This is a genomic window from Ruminiclostridium josui JCM 17888 (assembly GCF_000526495.1).
Lineage (GTDB): Bacteria > Bacillota > Clostridia > Acetivibrionales > DSM-1351 > Ruminiclostridium > Ruminiclostridium josui.
The window spans coordinates 2816762-2832957 of the sequence record NZ_JAGE01000001.1; the positions used below are offsets into that span (position 1 = coordinate 2816762).

Annotated in this window: 16 protein-coding genes; 13 read left to right on the forward strand and 3 right to left on the reverse strand. The window is 33.5% G+C overall.

Features of this window, described 5'->3' with window-relative positions:
* Nucleotides 1–4 precede the first annotated feature (4 nt).
* From K412_RS0112775 to K412_RS20775, 8 genes are all read left to right on the forward strand, one after another.
* Complete coding sequence (locus K412_RS0112775) at nucleotides 5–187, forward strand: CLI_3235 family bacteriocin precursor (protein WP_024833480.1); 183 nt, start codon at nucleotides 5–7, stop codon at nucleotides 185–187.
* A gap of 128 nt (nucleotides 188–315) precedes the next feature.
* Nucleotides 316–1752 (forward strand): Cys-rich peptide radical SAM maturase CcpM, encoded by a 1437-nt coding sequence (gene ccpM, locus K412_RS0112780; RefSeq protein ID WP_024833481.1) that lies wholly within the window; start codon nucleotides 316–318, stop codon nucleotides 1750–1752.
* 35 nt (nucleotides 1753–1787) lie between these two features.
* Entirely contained in the window at nucleotides 1788–2924 is a 1137-nt protein-coding gene (locus K412_RS0112785; protein WP_024833482.1) for a TIGR04066 family peptide maturation system protein, read from the forward strand.
* A 13-nt stretch (nucleotides 2925–2937) separates the two neighbouring features.
* Nucleotides 2938–3219: a peptide maturation system acyl carrier-related protein gene (locus K412_RS0112790; RefSeq protein WP_024833483.1), complete on the forward strand. Its 282-nt coding sequence runs from the start codon at nucleotides 2938–2940 to the stop codon at nucleotides 3217–3219.
* Between the two features lie 200 nt (nucleotides 3220–3419).
* The gene (gene ccpM, locus K412_RS0112795) at nucleotides 3420–4808 is read left to right on the forward strand and encodes a Cys-rich peptide radical SAM maturase CcpM (protein ID WP_024833484.1); all 1389 of its coding nucleotides are present in this window, start codon (nucleotides 3420–3422) and stop codon (nucleotides 4806–4808) included.
* 14 nt (nucleotides 4809–4822) lie between these two features.
* Nucleotides 4823–5953 (forward strand): TIGR04066 family peptide maturation system protein, encoded by a 1131-nt coding sequence (locus K412_RS0112800; protein WP_024833485.1) that lies wholly within the window; start codon nucleotides 4823–4825, stop codon nucleotides 5951–5953.
* 96 nt (nucleotides 5954–6049) lie between these two features.
* The gene (locus tag K412_RS21875) at nucleotides 6050–6211 is read left to right on the forward strand and encodes a CLI_3235 family bacteriocin precursor (RefSeq protein WP_081741768.1); all 162 of its coding nucleotides are present in this window, start codon (nucleotides 6050–6052) and stop codon (nucleotides 6209–6211) included.
* A gap of 82 nt (nucleotides 6212–6293) precedes the next feature.
* Nucleotides 6294–6536 carry a peptide maturation system acyl carrier-related protein gene (locus K412_RS20775; RefSeq protein ID WP_034847510.1) on the forward strand — a complete coding sequence of 81 codons (243 nt, stop codon included), beginning with the start codon at nucleotides 6294–6296 and terminating at the stop codon, nucleotides 6534–6536.
* A 108-nt stretch (nucleotides 6537–6644) separates the two neighbouring features.
* Here K412_RS20775 and K412_RS0112815 read toward each other — a convergent pair whose 3' ends face one another.
* Nucleotides 6645–7832: a hypothetical protein gene (locus K412_RS0112815; RefSeq protein WP_024833486.1), complete on the reverse strand. Its 1188-nt coding sequence runs from the start codon at nucleotides 7830–7832 to the stop codon at nucleotides 6645–6647.
* A 226-nt stretch (nucleotides 7833–8058) separates the two neighbouring features.
* On the opposite strand from K412_RS0112815, the gene K412_RS0112820 reads away from it, so the two are divergent.
* Together K412_RS0112820 and K412_RS0112825 are read left to right on the forward strand one after the other, a co-directional pair.
* Nucleotides 8059–8535 (forward strand): hypothetical protein, encoded by a 477-nt coding sequence (locus K412_RS0112820; RefSeq protein ID WP_024833487.1) that lies wholly within the window; start codon nucleotides 8059–8061, stop codon nucleotides 8533–8535.
* A 303-nt stretch (nucleotides 8536–8838) separates the two neighbouring features.
* Nucleotides 8839–9789, forward strand: a complete 951-nt coding sequence (locus K412_RS0112825; RefSeq protein ID WP_024833488.1) for an aldolase catalytic domain-containing protein — start codon at nucleotides 8839–8841, stop codon at nucleotides 9787–9789.
* A 67-nt stretch (nucleotides 9790–9856) separates the two neighbouring features.
* Here the strand turns inward: K412_RS0112825 and K412_RS0112830 are convergent, their stop codons facing one another.
* Entirely contained in the window at nucleotides 9857–10435 is a 579-nt protein-coding gene (locus tag K412_RS0112830) for a TetR/AcrR family transcriptional regulator (protein ID WP_024833489.1), read from the reverse strand.
* A 173-nt stretch (nucleotides 10436–10608) separates the two neighbouring features.
* Between K412_RS0112830 and K412_RS0112835 the strand changes: the two genes are divergently transcribed.
* The 3 genes from K412_RS0112835 to K412_RS0112845 all read left to right on the forward strand — a co-directional run bounded on the left by K412_RS0112835 (nucleotide 10609) and on the right by K412_RS0112845 (nucleotide 15005).
* Nucleotides 10609–11310, forward strand: coding sequence for an ABC transporter ATP-binding protein (locus K412_RS0112835; protein ID WP_024833490.1), 702 nt, complete (start codon nucleotides 10609–10611; stop codon nucleotides 11308–11310).
* Entirely contained in the window at nucleotides 11304–14360 is a 3057-nt protein-coding gene (locus K412_RS0112840) for an FtsX-like permease family protein (protein ID WP_024833491.1), read from the forward strand. The genes K412_RS0112835 and K412_RS0112840 overlap by 7 nt, the downstream gene beginning before the upstream one ends.
* A 153-nt stretch (nucleotides 14361–14513) precedes the next feature.
* On the forward strand, nucleotides 14514–15005 hold the full coding sequence (locus K412_RS0112845; protein WP_024833492.1) for a hypothetical protein: 492 nt from the start codon (nucleotides 14514–14516) through the stop codon (nucleotides 15003–15005).
* 268 nt (nucleotides 15006–15273) lie between these two features.
* Here the strand turns inward: K412_RS0112845 and K412_RS0112850 are convergent, their stop codons facing one another.
* Nucleotides 15274–16176 (reverse strand): alpha-hydroxy acid oxidase, encoded by a 903-nt coding sequence (locus tag K412_RS0112850; RefSeq protein WP_024833493.1) that lies wholly within the window; start codon nucleotides 16174–16176, stop codon nucleotides 15274–15276.
* Between the last annotated feature and the right edge of the window lie 20 nt (nucleotides 16177–16196).

A 16196-nucleotide genomic window follows, 5' to 3' on the forward strand; every position in this document is an offset into this window, starting at 1 on the left:
ATACATGAGAAAGATTGGTAAAAAGCTTGCTGTTACAAAGGAAACTGTTCAAGCGTACGCATACTGTATGTGTACTGGCTGTGGTTGCTATTGTAACTGTTGGGGTGATTCATCACTTTCAAGTTCATTGTTTAACAGTACAAAGTACAGCTCCAGCGATGCTTCCTACTCCAGCAGGAGAAATTAATCAAAGGTACATAGCTGGATACCTGCAAACGAAGTTTCCGAAATATTTCGGAAACTTCGTTTCCCCAATAATATTTATCAGATTGCTCTTATTTAGGTATATAGAATCAAAAGAAAAGTGAGGAAAATATGAAGAATACTAATACCCCATTCGTACACTTTTTTAAAACATATAAAGCTAACTACATTTATGACTTTAATACAAATGCTATTTTAAAAGTCCATGATGATGTTTATGATGATATTCATAAATATGTAGAAACCGGAGAACTGAGTTTTACCAGTCCTGATTCAAAAGAAGTGATTAGTTCTTTACAACGTCAGGGATACTTAAATTCTTTTCGATGGAAAGAAATTCTACACCCTGCCAGCAAATTGCTGCCATATTATCTTGATAATTGTATGCAAATGCTGACACTTCAGGTAACACAGGCTTGTAATCTAAGGTGTGCATATTGTACATACTCAGGTAATTTTGTGAACAGACACCACTCTAACGTCAGAATGAGTTATGAAACTGCAAAAAAAGCAGTTGATTTTTATATAAAACATTCTACGAATACAGATAAACTAAACTTTGGTTTTTACGGCGGAGAGCCATTGTTGGAATTTGATTTGATAAAAAACATAATAGAATATATAGAAAAAAACAGCGAGGGGAAAGAAAAGGGGTATAATCTAACTACCAATGCTACTTTATTAAATGATCAAATTATTTCTTTTTTCCAGGAGTATGATGTAAATCTAACCATTAGTATAGATGGGCCAAAGGAGATACACGACAAAAATCGTATCAAGAAGGATTGTTCCGGTTCATTCGATACTATCATAGAAAATATTAAAATGATATCTGAAAAATTTCCTTCCTATGCGAATAAAGTTATGTTTAATTGTGTACTGGATCCACGAAACGATTTTGGATGTATTAATGATTTTTTTACAAACTATGAAGGAATAAATGGATTTTATTCAAGTTTTGCCCATATAGCTAAAGAATATATCATAGATGATATCTATGACACAACTGAAGAATATTCAAAACAATATGATTATGAAATTTTTAAGATGTTTATGTCAAAAATCGGACGATTGGATAAAAAACACGTATCCAAGATTGTAGAAGCCTACTATCTCAATATTAAAAATGCTATGATAGATAACCGCCATGTGACTGCCAGTATGGCACAGATTGGGCATCATGGAGGACCTTGCATAGCAGGAATGCATAAGTTGTTTGTAAATGCACAAGGGGATTTTTATCCTTGTGAAAAAGTAAGTGAATGCTCAGAAGCAATGAAAATTGGAAGTATTGATAGTGGTTTTGATAAAGATAAAATTTACGAATTAATAAATATCGGCCAGCTAACGGAGAACCAATGTAAAGGATGCTGGGCTGCAAAGTTCTGTTATTTATGTGCGTTGTTTGCTGATGATTCAGGTAATTTGTCCAAAGATAGAAAGATGTTCTATTGCAGGCAAGTTAGGGAAAATGTAGAACAACAACTAAAAGAATATTGCTTGTTAAAGGAAATGAACTTCGAAGAAGAAGATATATATATGCTTTAAAAAGAATTGATTATCAAAATTACTGGAGGATTATTATGAGCAAAAAAAAGAGGGCAATAATATACCCTTATGATTTTAAAAGCTTTCCGCTTCTAAAAAGTTTAGAACTTATAACTGATTATGAGATTGTTGACTTTGTATCACCAAATGGCTGGGGACTAACGGAGCGTGATGCAGGAGATATGGCAGGAGTCAGTACCGGACATGTTGTTCATGGAGACTTTAGTAGCAGCATTGAGGATTGTGATGCTGTAATATTTACTGAATCCTATATTGCATTAAATTATAGCAAAGTATTAAGGCCAAAAATTTTTGAAGCAGCTGACAAGGGGAAAGATATATTGAGCATTCTTTCAATAGAAGAAAACCAGGTAGAAGAAATTAGTCAGTACTGCGATAAAAAAGGAGCAAAATTCACCTATTATCCCAGTAATGGTCAGGATTTTCTTATTGGTGATATTGAGCCAAAGATTTCGGAGGGTTATTCTATTAAAGAGCCTAAAGTTCCTGTTGTTTTAGTGTTTGGAAACGGGGAGCGGGCTAACAAGTTTGATATACAGTTGACTTTGCGCAAATTTCTACTGGAAAATGGATATAGGGTTGGACAGATAGGCTCCAGGCACTATTGTGAATTGTTTGGTTTTCATTCATTTCCAAAGTTTATGTTTGATAAACGAGTTGATAATGTTGAGAAGATACAAAGATTTAACCGGTTTGTATTGGAACTGGAAAAAAGGGAAGACCCAGATATTATTGTAATTGGTGTTCCCGGGGGAATTATGCCTTATACAGATAAGTATCATAACTACTTTGGTTTGGTGAATTATATGGTATCCCAAGCAATATCCCCGGATTTTGCAATATTTAGCACTTTGTTTGAAGAGTATTTTCCAGAATATTTTAATCAAATCAAACTTTCTATAAAGTACAAATTAGGATATGATGTGAATGCCTTTAACCTTTCTAATACAAAAGTAAGCTGGGATGCCACTGCAGCAAAAGATGCGATGCAGTATATTACTCTGGCGAAGCCTGTTATTGATCATTATTCAGAGAAGTATAGGCGGGAAGGTCTGCCGGTGTTTAACTCCATAAATGTCAAAGATTCATTAAAACTTTACGAATACATGATAGATGAATTAGGTCAAAATGCAGAGGTAAGAAGTGTCTAGAAAGGAGAATATAATGGAGCGAGAAGAAGTTGTTAAAAGGCTAATAATTTTATTTAATAATATGTTTAATAAAAATATAGATAATACAATGGTGAATGAACATTATTTTTCGAATACAATAGCAATTTCCCCTCGAGAATTAGTTTATTATTTTCTGGAGGTTGAAACTGAATTTAGTGTTCAGATTCCAGAGAAATATATCGCGGATGGCAGTTTTTGCACAATTAATAAAACAGCAGATATTTTGCTTTCCCTTAAGGTGGATTCTTTGAAAGCAGTTCCATGTCCTATGTAATCAATGAGAACTAATCTTATTAGTCAATAATCTGGCCTATTACCATATTAGGCTAGATTGTTGCACAATATTGTGATTATTTATTACCAGTAATTGACATATTTGGATTAAATATGTAAAATAGATATATAAGTAATATAATATTAGACTAGAACGATAACAACGGATGTAAAACTGAAAAAGCAGGGAAGTGAAAATAAATGTGTAAAGAATTCCAGCCATTTATTCATATGTTCGAAACTAACGGGAATAAATATTTTTATGACGTAAACAAAAATTCAATTATAAACTTATCAGAGGATTTAGCTGATGCATTAAATAAAAAAGATATGGAGCATCCCCAATTACAGGCCCTTATGGAAAAGGGTTTTTTATCGGACAAGCATGTGGAGACCATAATACATCCTGAAGATAAATTTCTTGAATACCACCTTAACAATAAAATCAATATGATAACTATCCAGGTAACACAGGCTTGCAATTTGCGATGTACATATTGTCCATACTCCGGAAAATATAATAACCGACAACATTCAAACAAGAAAATGAGTTTAGAAATGGCTAAAAGAGGCATAGATTTTCTTTGGGAACATTCCATTGCTTGTGATTATGTAAATATAGGGTTTTATGGCGGAGAACCCACCATTGAATTTAATTTAATAAAAGACTGCATAGAATACGCTAAAGCAAAATTTGACGGAAAGCAAGTTAACTTTAGTATCACTACTAATGGAACTATAATTACAAGAGAAATAATAGAGTATTTCTATCAAAATGACGTTGTACTCATGATAAGTTTGGATGGACCTAAGGAAATACATGATAAGAATAGAGTGTTTCCAGATAACTCTGGTTCATTTTATAAAGTTATTGAAAATGTTACGATGATTAAGGAAAACTACCCGGATTATTTCAACAAGGTAATATTTAATGTTGTAGCTGACCCGGATAATGACTACACTTGTACAAGTCAGTTTCTCTCCGGAAATGAGGTTATACAGGATGCAATAATTAATGCAAGTGAATTAAATATGTTCTATAGAAAAGAGAAAATGGAAATATCTGAAGATTACTTTATAAAAAGGGGATACGAGCTTTTTAAATTATTTCTTTCACAGATAAATCGTTTTGATTCTGAAAAAGTATCTCCATTAGTTAAGCCCAGATTAAATATGTTAGTAAAAATGTATAATGAACAGTTGGAAATAACGGAATCTTTGCCTAAGGAATATCATCATGGTGGGCCTTGTATTCCAGGGGCTCAACGGCTATTTATGAGTGTAGACGGAACATTTTATCCATGCGAACGTGTTAGTGAGGAATCTGAAGCTGCAAAAATCGGACATATCGATACGGGAATTAATCTTGACAAAGTCAGAACTTTATTAAATATCGGTAAACTAACTGAGGAAAAATGTAAAAATTGTTGGGTCATACGTTATTGCTCATTGTGTTTGGTTTCCTGTGATAATTTAAAGGAGTTGTCAGGAGAGCAGAAGTTGTCATATTGCAGGGCAGTAAAAGCTGATGTTGAAGGTAGACTAAAAGATATATGTGTATTAAAGGAGATAGGTGTGGATTTTAACTAATCAGGAGGTGTACGATGGGAAATATAGCGTTGGTATACCCATATAACAGGGAGTTTACACCTTTTTTAAGGTATGGAGGTCTGGATTTTAAAGAATTCAGATTAGTGGCTCCGGGTGGTTGGGGTATGACGGACAAGGATGCAAGCCGGGCGGATGACGGCGAGTATATCGGTATATTGGTAAAGTCATGTTTTGAAAGCGAACTTGAAGAATGTGACTGTGTAATTTTTTGCGAGTATAGCTTACCGCTTGATTTTAATAAATATATTTATCCTAAAATACTTGAGAGTCTGCATAAAAAGAAAGATATTATATGTCTTATACCATTGGAGAAGCATATTGAACTTGAGATTAGAACTTTATGCAATTATGAGGGAGTAAGGTTCAGCTATTATAAAAATGAATCATCTCAAAAATTTTATAATGATTTTATTGAAAATTCAGTTATGAATATTCAAACTATTGATGTTCCTGTAATTTTTATTTTAGGAACAGGAGAGAAGACTAACAAATTTGATATTCAATTGGCACTCCGCAAGTATTATCTGGAAAAAGGATATAAGGTAAGTCAGATAGGTACAAGAAAGTATTGTGAATGTGCGGGTTTTAATTCCTTTCCTGATTTTATGTTTGATAAGACCATGTCTGAATCACAAAAAGTAGTTTGTTTTAACAGTTATGTAAAGAGCATTGAAAAAGACGAAAAACCTGATGTTTTTATAATTGGGATTCCAGGAGGTATTATTCCGCTAAATGACTTGTTTGTTCAAGATTTTGGAATACTGGCATATATGGTTTCTTGTGCAGTTCAACCTGATGTATGTATTTTAAGTGTCTACTATAGTCAATATGAAAATAGCTTATATGAGAATGTCAACAATTCAATTAAACATAAGTTTGGGTATGACATTGATTGCCTGAATCTGTCCAATGTTAGATTAGATATGCCGGAATCATACATGCAGAGAGAGCTAAAATATTTTAGTGTTTCAGGTAAAGATATTGAGGAAATTAAGGCTGTATTAAATTCACAGTATCAAATTGCGTTTAATATATCTAATTCAAAGGATGCACAAAGCATTGCAGAATTTTCTGAATCAATCCTTGCAAAGTACTCGGAAATAGCTTTGGTTAATAAAATATAGTATAAAATGAAATTTAATTATTGACAACATTTGTTGATAAATGCAACAGATGGGGTCATACATAAAATACATTTTAGATAAAGGGAGGTGAATTATATGAAAAAGCTTGGGAAAAAGCTTGTTGACAAAAAAGAAACCTTGCAGGCGTTTTTTGTTGATTGTGACTTCGAATGTAACAAGTATTGCTGGAGTGATCCAACGACTGGTATTCCAAATTATGCACCACGACAGAGCCTCAATGCCTATCGTGATCCTTAAAAGAACTAAAAAATATAATCGGATTGTATATCAATCCGATTATATTTTTATATATTTGTTAACGGCAAGGATGGTGAATTAAATGACTGAAGAGATATTTATGAGATTGAATGATATATTTCTCAAAAGATTTAATATTGATTTAAAATCTAAGAGTACTATGGATTATGACAAACATTTATTGGGAAAAGAATGGGGATTAGAACCTAGAGATTTATTAATCTTATTCATGGATATAGAAAGTCAATTTGGCATTTCCATATCAGAAAAAGACATAGAAAATGGTAATTTCAGCAGCATCAATAACTTAGTTAAGATGATATAAGTATTTGGCTTTTCATTATGTTTCGGAAAATATAAACCTCCGTACTTTATCTTTAGCACGGAGGTTTTGTTGTATAACTCAAAAAGTCATTTATTACATCAAACTAAATTAATATCCTAATTGGCCAGGGCCCCATTTCCAAACGCCAAATGAAGTAATATTGTTATTATAGCTTTGTGCATTATCATTTGCAAAATCGGAATTAGAGATTAAAAATGGATATGGTCTACTAGATATACCCCATGTTGGATCTTTAAATCCGGTGGATGAATTGTACTGCCAAGTGAGTGTAAGAATACCTTCACCCCATTCTGAAAGTACCTCCACATCTCTGTTATAAGCTGTTGGGTCGTATACAGTTCCCTCTTTACCACCGTAAAAACTATAACTATGTTCGTTTATTACTTTGCATGCTTCTGTTAGCCTGTTATAAACATCCAGAATTACACCTGCATAGGCTAGCCAGCCAGTTGCAGTTCCAACTGCTACTTCAAAAAATGATGCGATTGATACTACATTAGTGGCGGCATCAAATAACTTACTAGATTTATTAGCTTCAGAATAATAATCCATTGTTTCATAAATTTTTACACGTTGAGTTTCTGGATATCCAGCGTTTTTAAGTGCAGGAAAGTTCCAATTTGCTGAATATACCAATCTTGCTTTATAAGCAGGGTATGAACTGGAAACTGGTTTGGGGTCAACGGTTTTTGTAGTAGCAAAGAGTTGTATATTATCTGTAGCAGTTTGGCTTTTTAAATTAATAGTCTCCGCTTTTGTTTCATTGCTTTTCATCTCTTTTACATCTGAGTTATTCAGGTTGCTATATACTGTAATAACATCATTGTCTTTTTTGGAAATAGTTTTTCGAATAGAACCGTCTTTAAACAGTTCAATAATAAATCTCTTTGAATTTTTAACATAGCCAACTATGACTGAATCATTTATTATAGTTAATTCGTTGATAACCGCTGAAGCGGGTACAAATTTTTTAGCATCAATAAAAGAGTCTGCAGGAAGGGTTACTATTGATTTATTCCCTAATGTGTGAACACCACCCTGCCGATTGCTTATAAAGGAGTATAATTCTTTGTAGTTGAATTCTTTCTTATTGATAAGTAAGTCTGATTCTTTATTAAGTAAAATTTCAGCGTTTGAGTGAGTTTCATTTTTGTCAATAGATTGATTAACCGGAACCGAATTTTCTATTTCATTTGTATTAGCATATGCTGTAAATAAAAAGAGCTGAGAAATAATTAAAAATAGTGCCAGAAAAGAAATCAAATTTTTTTTCATCGTTAACCTCCTAATTAAGAATTTTAAGAACAGTATACTATTCTGAATCATTAGTATGAATATTCATATTTATATAATAAAGGAAATAATTGTAAATGTAAACCATTAATTATATAAAATGTAATAATTATACATTAATGGAATTATATTCGAAAATGTGCTAAGCTTTTTATGTAGTTGGAATAATTAATAGTAAAAAAAGATATTTAACATAAAAGGGGATTTTATGAAAAAGAAATTGCTAATCATAATTTCAATAATAGTATGGGCTATAGTCGGAACAGGTTTGTATGGTCATAGTTTTTTTAATGTTAGATTTAATTTCTATAATTCATCCCATGCTATTTACACAAAAACAGATGTATTTACTAGAGAGTCAAAACTTAAAGGCAAAACACTAAGTAAATCGGAAAATGGTATTTGGATAAGCGAACCGATTTATTTTAAAAATACACATCAGCTTCATTTTGCAATGATAAATAGTGAAGCTGATGATATGTTTAGAATAAAAGTAGTTTTAACTTCAGAGTCAGGTAAAACAATGAAAAAGGATTTCAATATATTTGCAGGGCCAAGCTTTTTTATGTTTAAATCTTATCAGATGTACTTTGAATTACCAGAAATAGTTCTTGGAGAGAAATACACAATTGAAATAAGCAAAAATGAGCAAATACAAGGCAAGGTAAAATTTTCATTTAAATAAGATAATAAATATTATCATTCTAAGAATCGATCAGTTTATCAAAAAAATGCACAAATTTTTATGACAAACTTCATATGACTATAGACTGAACAGGGCAGTAATAATGGTATTGTTCTGTTTTCATAAATTTCGACGTAAAAACAAGAAATATAAAAATTATCCCATTTTGTTTGGATATATGTAAATATTTTTACATTATATGGATTTAAATGGGATTTTAATGTATAATTTTAAGTTATAGACAACTCAGTATTCTCTATTAATTATCCATTTATTAAAGCTAGTAGAGAGGGGCGAAACATTATGCCATACGATGAAAATATAAAAATATTGGATTGCACCATAAGGGATGGCGGACTAATTAATAACTTTAATTTTAAAGATGATTTTGTCAGAGCTGTATATGAAACATGTGTTGATTCAAATATAGATTATATGGAAATAGGCTATAAGGCAGACAAAAAAATATTTACCGGTAATCAGTTTGGTCCATGGAAGTTTTGTAATGAAAATGATATACGCAGAATCGTAGGAGACAACAATACAGAATTAAAAATCTCTGTAATGGCTGATGCTGAAAGAACAGACTATCACAGGGATATATTAAGGAAAACAGATAGTGTTATTGACATGGTACGTGTGGCAACATATGCTCATCAAATATCTACGGCTGTTGATATGATAAAGGATGCTCATGATAAAGGGTATGAAACTACTATAAATATTATGGCAGTATCACTGCTATCTGAAACTATATTAAATAATGCTTTGGAGCAGTTATCAAAATCAGAAGTAGAAGTTATCTATATAGTTGACAGTTTTGGCTCACTTTACTCAAAGGATATACATAGACTGGTAAAAAAGTATATGCAGTATGCAAAATCAGAAGGTAAAAAAGTAGGTATCCATTGTCATAACAATCAACAACTAGCCTATTCCAATACCATTGAAGCAATTAACCATGGAGCTGAATATATTGATGCTACAATAGCGGGATTAGGCAGAGGAGCTGGAAATTGTCCAATAGAGTTGATTTTGGGCTTTTTAAAGAATCCTAAATACAATTTAAGACCGATTATTCAATGTATTGAAAAGCATATACCTGCAATAAAAAAAGAAAACAATTGGGGGTTTGATGTAGCATACATGCTTACAGGATTGTTAAATAGGCATCCACGTGAAGCTATCGCATTTTTAGACAGTAAAAGAGAAGACTATACAAACTTTTATGATACCATTATAAACAGTGACTAAAAAACAGAAAAAATAATAAAAAGGTCTTATGGAAAAAATGATTTTACTTTGTGTAGGACCATTTATTTTATGATGGCATAAAAGCTGTTCTTCCGTTATTAGAGGTTTTTAGTATTAATTTGGCTATGTCTCTGGGGGATTTTTTCATGCCGCTTTTAAGCCACATTTGAATGACACCAACAGCACCTGAGGCTAAAAAGTGAAATAGATACTCAGCATCTTCTTTATTTAATGCACTGTTTCCCAATATAGGAAGAAAATGCTGTTGACCTATAATATTAATGAATTCTTGCTGAAATTTAATGTCACCGTTGAGATTAAGTAAAAGGTCAAAAACTTCTGCATTTTCGGCAATATACTTTAGAACTCTCTCAATTATTTTAATATCAACGAGATTACTTTCTTCGAAATTGTACTCGCTTAAATATAAATTAATATCATCAATAATTTCATTTTCTATTCTTTGGAGTAAATCGTATTGATCCGTATAGTGTGCGTAAAAAGTAGCGCGGTTAATGTCTGCATCTTCACAGATTTCTTTAACTGTAATTTTAGATATGGGCTTTTCTTTCAAGAATTTAACAAGACTATTTTTAATTACCATTTTAGTATATTTTACACGCCTGTCTGCATTTTTTGATTTCACACCGGCCTCCTATTACCAAAAAAATAATTTTGTTGATTACTAAACATTTTTTTTAAATATGTCGGGTAACTTACATATATCAAAATTCTGATTGTTGTATTCTTTTCACACTGTCAATATAATATATTCGAGTTGAATTGTCAACACAGTGTTTAATAAATCGGAGGCAGCAAATGGCGCTTATAGAATTTGAAAATATTAAGAAGGAATATATAGTAGGTGATGTTAAAATTACAGCAGTTGATGGTTGTACTTTTTCAATAGAAAAAGGTGAACTGGTTGTTATCTTGGGGCCGTCAGGGGCAGGAAAAACCACAGTTTTAAATCTACTTGGTGGAATGGACAGCCCCAGCGACGGAAAAATCATAGTGGATGGTAACGAAATACACAAATACAATAAAAAAAAGCTGATAAGTTATAGACGTAGGGACATAGGATTTGTATTCCAGTTCTATAATCTTGTAGGAAATCTCACTGCACTTGAAAATGTTGAACTTGCTTGTCAGATATGCCCGGATTCACTTGACCCTAAAACTGTGTTAGAACAGGTGGGGCTTTCTGAGCGTATGTCCAGTTTTCCAAGTCAACTATCAGGAGGAGAGCAGCAGCGTGTAGCAATTGCTCGGGCAATAGCCAAGAATCCAAAGTTGCTTTTGTGTGATGAGCCAACAGGTGCCTTGGATAGCGTAACAGGTCAGAGGATTATTGAGCTTTTGCAAAGAACCTGTAAGGAAATGGGTATGACTACAGTTTTAATTACTCACAATGCAGTAATTGCAGATATAGCGGATAAGGTAATAAAAATAAAAAACGGTACTGTTGTGGATATTATTAAAAATGAAAATCCCAAAAAAGCTGCTGAGATTGTGTGGTGATTGGTTTGCTGTATAAAAATACTCTTAAAAAAATAAAGAAATCATTTGGAAGGTATATATCGCTATTCATAATAGTTATGATTGGTGTGGGGTTTTTTGCTGGAATACAAGCTACTACACCTGATATGATAGACATAGCAAATAAATATTATAAAGAAAATAATCTACTAGACTTTAAAATAGTCAGTACAATGGGTTTGACTGACGATGATGTTAATGCAATTAAAAAACTTAATAATATAAATACAGTTATCCCAAGCTATTCACTGGATGTTTTGGATAAAGATAAAGCTATCCGTGTTCACGCAATAGAAAATGGGGTAAATAAATTGGAACTTGCTGAAGGCAAAATGCCTCAAAAAGATGACGAGTGTATTGCAGATAGTAAAACCTACAAAATAGGGGACAAAATAAAAATTACAAGCGATACGGAGAAAAAGCTGAAAAACAAGGAATATACCGTTACAGGTACAGCACAATCGGTATTATATCTGGCTGAAGATTACGGAAACACCACTATAGGCGACGGAAAGCTTTCTTCATTTATATTTATAAACAAAGACAATTTTATTTTAGAGACATATACGGAAATATATCTTCTTGCTAAAGGTACCAAGGAAACAACAGCATATTCTAAAGAATATGATATAGAAGCCTCAAAGCTGAAGGATGAACTTTTGAAAATAAAATTCCACCGAGAAAATGCAAGGTATCAGGAGATTTATTCAAAAGCTGACAGTGAAATAAGAAAAAATAAAACAAAATTAAATGAGGAAAAGGCAAAGGGACAAAAGAAGCTTGCAGATGCAAAAATAACCCTTGATGAAAATGCACGAAAGATTGAAAAAGGAAAAGCTGAGCTTATTGCCAATGAGGCAAAACTCAAAAGAGATACCGAAAAGCAAAGTGCAGAGTTTGCTTCTGCAAAAGAAAAAATATCAGCGGGCTGGAAGGATATAAATAATGCACTAAATAAGTATCAAATTAAAAAAGAAGAAATAGACACTAAAATCAATGAACTTAATTCTGCTATTGGGAATATGAAAGCACAGTTAAGCCGACTTCCGGCTGAAAGTCAGGAATATATTCAGCTTAACGCTACAATAAATCAATATTCAGAAATGCAAAAAGGCTTGCTAAAACTGCAGGAATCAATAACTACACTAACCACTCAGGAAGCAAAGCTGGATAAAGGGATTAGTACCTTTAACAGTGAAGTTGCTAAAGCTAAAAAGAAAATAGAACAGGGCAAAACTGAGTTAACTCAGAATGAAAAGAAAATAAAGGATGGGTATGCAGAATACAATAAAAATCTTGAGAAATTTAATAAGGAAATAACAGATGCACAGAAAAAGATAACAGATGCCGAAAAAGACGTTTCTGACATTGAAATGCCAAAATGGCATATATTTGGAAGAGAGGCGGCGGTGGGTTACAGTGATTTAAAATCAGGTATTGATGTAGTTGCTTCGGTTGCAGCACTATTTCCATTCTTTTTCATACTTATTGTAATGCTTATGGCATCAAATTCAATGGTCAGGATGATAGAAGAAGAAAGGAGCGAGTTAGGTACGTTAACCTCATTGGGGTATAGTGACGGCAGCATAATATCAACGTATCTCTTCTACGTATTGTCAGCTTCGGGATTAGGGGCAGTTGTAGGATTTTTCATAGGATGTGGAATAATTCCTCCGTTGATTTACTCAACCTTTCAGTTTATTCTGCCGTCCATTGTTGTTAAATACAGTATGGCAACCTTTTCGATAATTTTACTTATTACCTTTGCTCTTATGAGTATGGTAACGGTTATATCATGTAACAAAGAGCTTAAGCAGAAACCATCGGCATTAATGCGCCCGGCTCCACCTAAAAATGGTAAAACAATTGTTCTGGAAAGGATAAAACCTCTGTGGAGTCGCTTGTCCTTTACATGGAAGGTAACATTAAGGAATATGTTCAGGTATAAAAAGAGAGCATGTATGACAATTGTTGGAGTAGCAGGATGTACGGCTCTCCTACTTGTAGGTTTTGGCCTGAGGGACAGCATGAATGGTGTGGCAGAAAAACAATATGGTGAAATTTTTCGTTATGACAATATGTTTGTATTAAAAAATGAAATTAAAAATATACAGGGGGACTTGGAAAATCTTTTAACAAGGGAGCAGATAAAAGAACCTCTTTTACTTAAACAAACTGCATTAAAATGTGAAACAAAGAATAAGTCCTATGACGCTTTTTTAATAGTACCTGCAAATGAGGATACTTTTTACAAATATTTCAACCTGAAAAATCCATATGCCGGGGAACAGATAGCCCTGAATGACAGCGGCGTCATTATTACACAAAAACTGTCTGATGTTTATAATGCCGAAAAGGGCGACACAATTACTGTAAAAGATGCTGAAAATAATTCTTATAAGTTAACTGTTAGTGGTGTGGCAGAAAACTATACAGCCGATTACATTTATATGAACAATCAAATGTACAATAAGATATTCGGTAAAGCTGCATCATATAATGCTATTGTGTCAAATCATGCATCATCTGATGAAAAGGCTTTTGCTAAAAGGCTTATTGACAGCGGCTTGGTTTTGAATGTAGTGTTTAACGGGGACTTGATAAAGAAGGTTCTTGACCACAATGAAAGCCTTAACAGCATAATTTTGTTGATTGTGGTAGTTGCCTCCCTTTTAGCAATTATCGTTCTATATAACCTGACAGCCATCAATATAAGCGAGCGAACTCGTGAAATTGCAACACTGAAAGTACTTGGTTTTACTGATGAAGAAACAAACGGATATATTTACAGAGAAGCTTTTATACTTACAATAGTAAGTATTGTGATAGGACTGATATTGGGAGTATATATCCACGGTTTAGTAATTGACGTAATTAGAGAAAACTCAATGGTGTTGTTCAGAAAAATAAAATGGCTTAGCTTTATACTGGCGGCATTACTGACGGTAATATTCTCTGTGGTAATGCAAGTAGTAACTTATTTCAAGCTGCAGAAAATTGATATGATAGAATCACTGAAGTCTGTGGAATAGGATAAAATCAAAAAATACCTCTTATCGCAAGAATTAATGCGGTAGGGGGTTTTTTAGAAACATAAATATTCTGATAGCCTTACCAGACTAACTATGCTATAATGCAATCAAATATATGTAAAAAATATGAAAAAATAGCAGGAGGGGTCAAAATTGGGTAGATACGAAGAAGGATTAAAATTAATTGAGGAAAGATGCGGCAACGGAAAAGATAATGTTATCTCTCTTTCAACAATTGCAATGAAGCCAAACAGTGACGGAAAACCCCGTCCATGTGTACGCGATGTGGACGCATATTATGAAGATGGTGTGTTTTATATTACTACTTGGGGCGAATCAACGAAAATGCAGCAGATAGCTCAAAATAATGAGGTTGCATTTTCAGTTTGCTCCCAATGGATATCCGGAAATGGAATTGGCGAAAACTTAGGTTGGGTTTTAGACCCCAAAAATGCGGAGCTAAGGGCTAAACTTCGTAAGACATTTGCAGAGTGGTACGACTACGCAAATAATGAACAGAATGAAAACTGCGTTATTTTGGCAATCCGTATTACAAGAGCTACGGTAATTAAAGACCACGGTGCTGAGCGATATAATATGGACTTTGTTAATAAAGTAGAGACTGGAGAAGGAGAAATCAGGTAAACAGGCATTCGGAAGGGGTTGCTGTGGAAATCTTAACCAGTACGCTAGTATAAATTGCATCAATGGAAGCTTGGTTAAAGACCTTTGCAGATGTTTCTCGGCGAAGACGGATATTTTACCCGAACACCTACACGATGTAGGTGTTAGCGACACTATGAATCATGGACGATGAATGTGAGCGACGGTAAAATATCCTAAGATGAGCGGATAGAAACACTTGCAAATATCTTGGAAGCAATCATTGATGCAATTTTATACGGAGTATTTTTTATCTATACCAAATTACAGAAGCATCAATGGAGGCAATGTCCTTTGAACAAGTCCTTGCCATTACGCCTGCCAGTTCTTTAGTCATTTCTTCAATTGCTTTTTGCACTCCGTCAGCTCCGTCCTTATTCAGGTGAGGAATTAGCGGACGACCAACAGAAACTGCGTTAGCACCCAGGGCCAATGCCTTAAATACGTCTATACCGCTGACGATACCACAATCTACAAATATTGGGATACTATGGTTTACGATTTTTGCAATCTTGGGCAACACCATAAGAGGGGGAACTGCATAATCCATAATTCCGTGGTGGTGAGAGATAACTATTCCCTTGACTCCGGCCTCAAGGCATTTGTAAGTATCCTTTTCGCTTAGAACACCTTTGATTATAAAAGGCAATTTTGTAGCCTTAACAAATTCTTTGATTTCATCCAGTGATTTTCCTGACATTGGAAGCCCCATAACATTGTCAAATTCCCCTTTGCTGTTAAAGGAATGGTCAATATCCATGCCAAGGGCAAGTACACCAGATTTCTCTGCGTGCTCAATTCTTTTAAAAATGGTATTATTATCATAATGAGGTTTAATAATTTTTATTGTTTGGGCACCAGTGGCTGTTATTGCTTCCAACTCAGCTTCATCCCCCATACCTGTCCACATAACTGCGTTAGAAGCCTTGGCTCCCATTGCCATTTCTACCATTCCATTGTTACGGCCGTTATTGAGATGGGACAATGCAGCTGTCATAATAGGTGTAGAAAATTTTTTGCCATAAAGCTCAAGTTCAGTAGATGGTATTACCGAATCAATGTGACGCATTTCAATTAAAAGTGAATCAAAGTACTGGCGAGTGATTTCATCTGAATCTCCTGCTCTGTAGTTTTGCGATATATTTTGTTTCATCCTAAACCTCCACCTGTAAT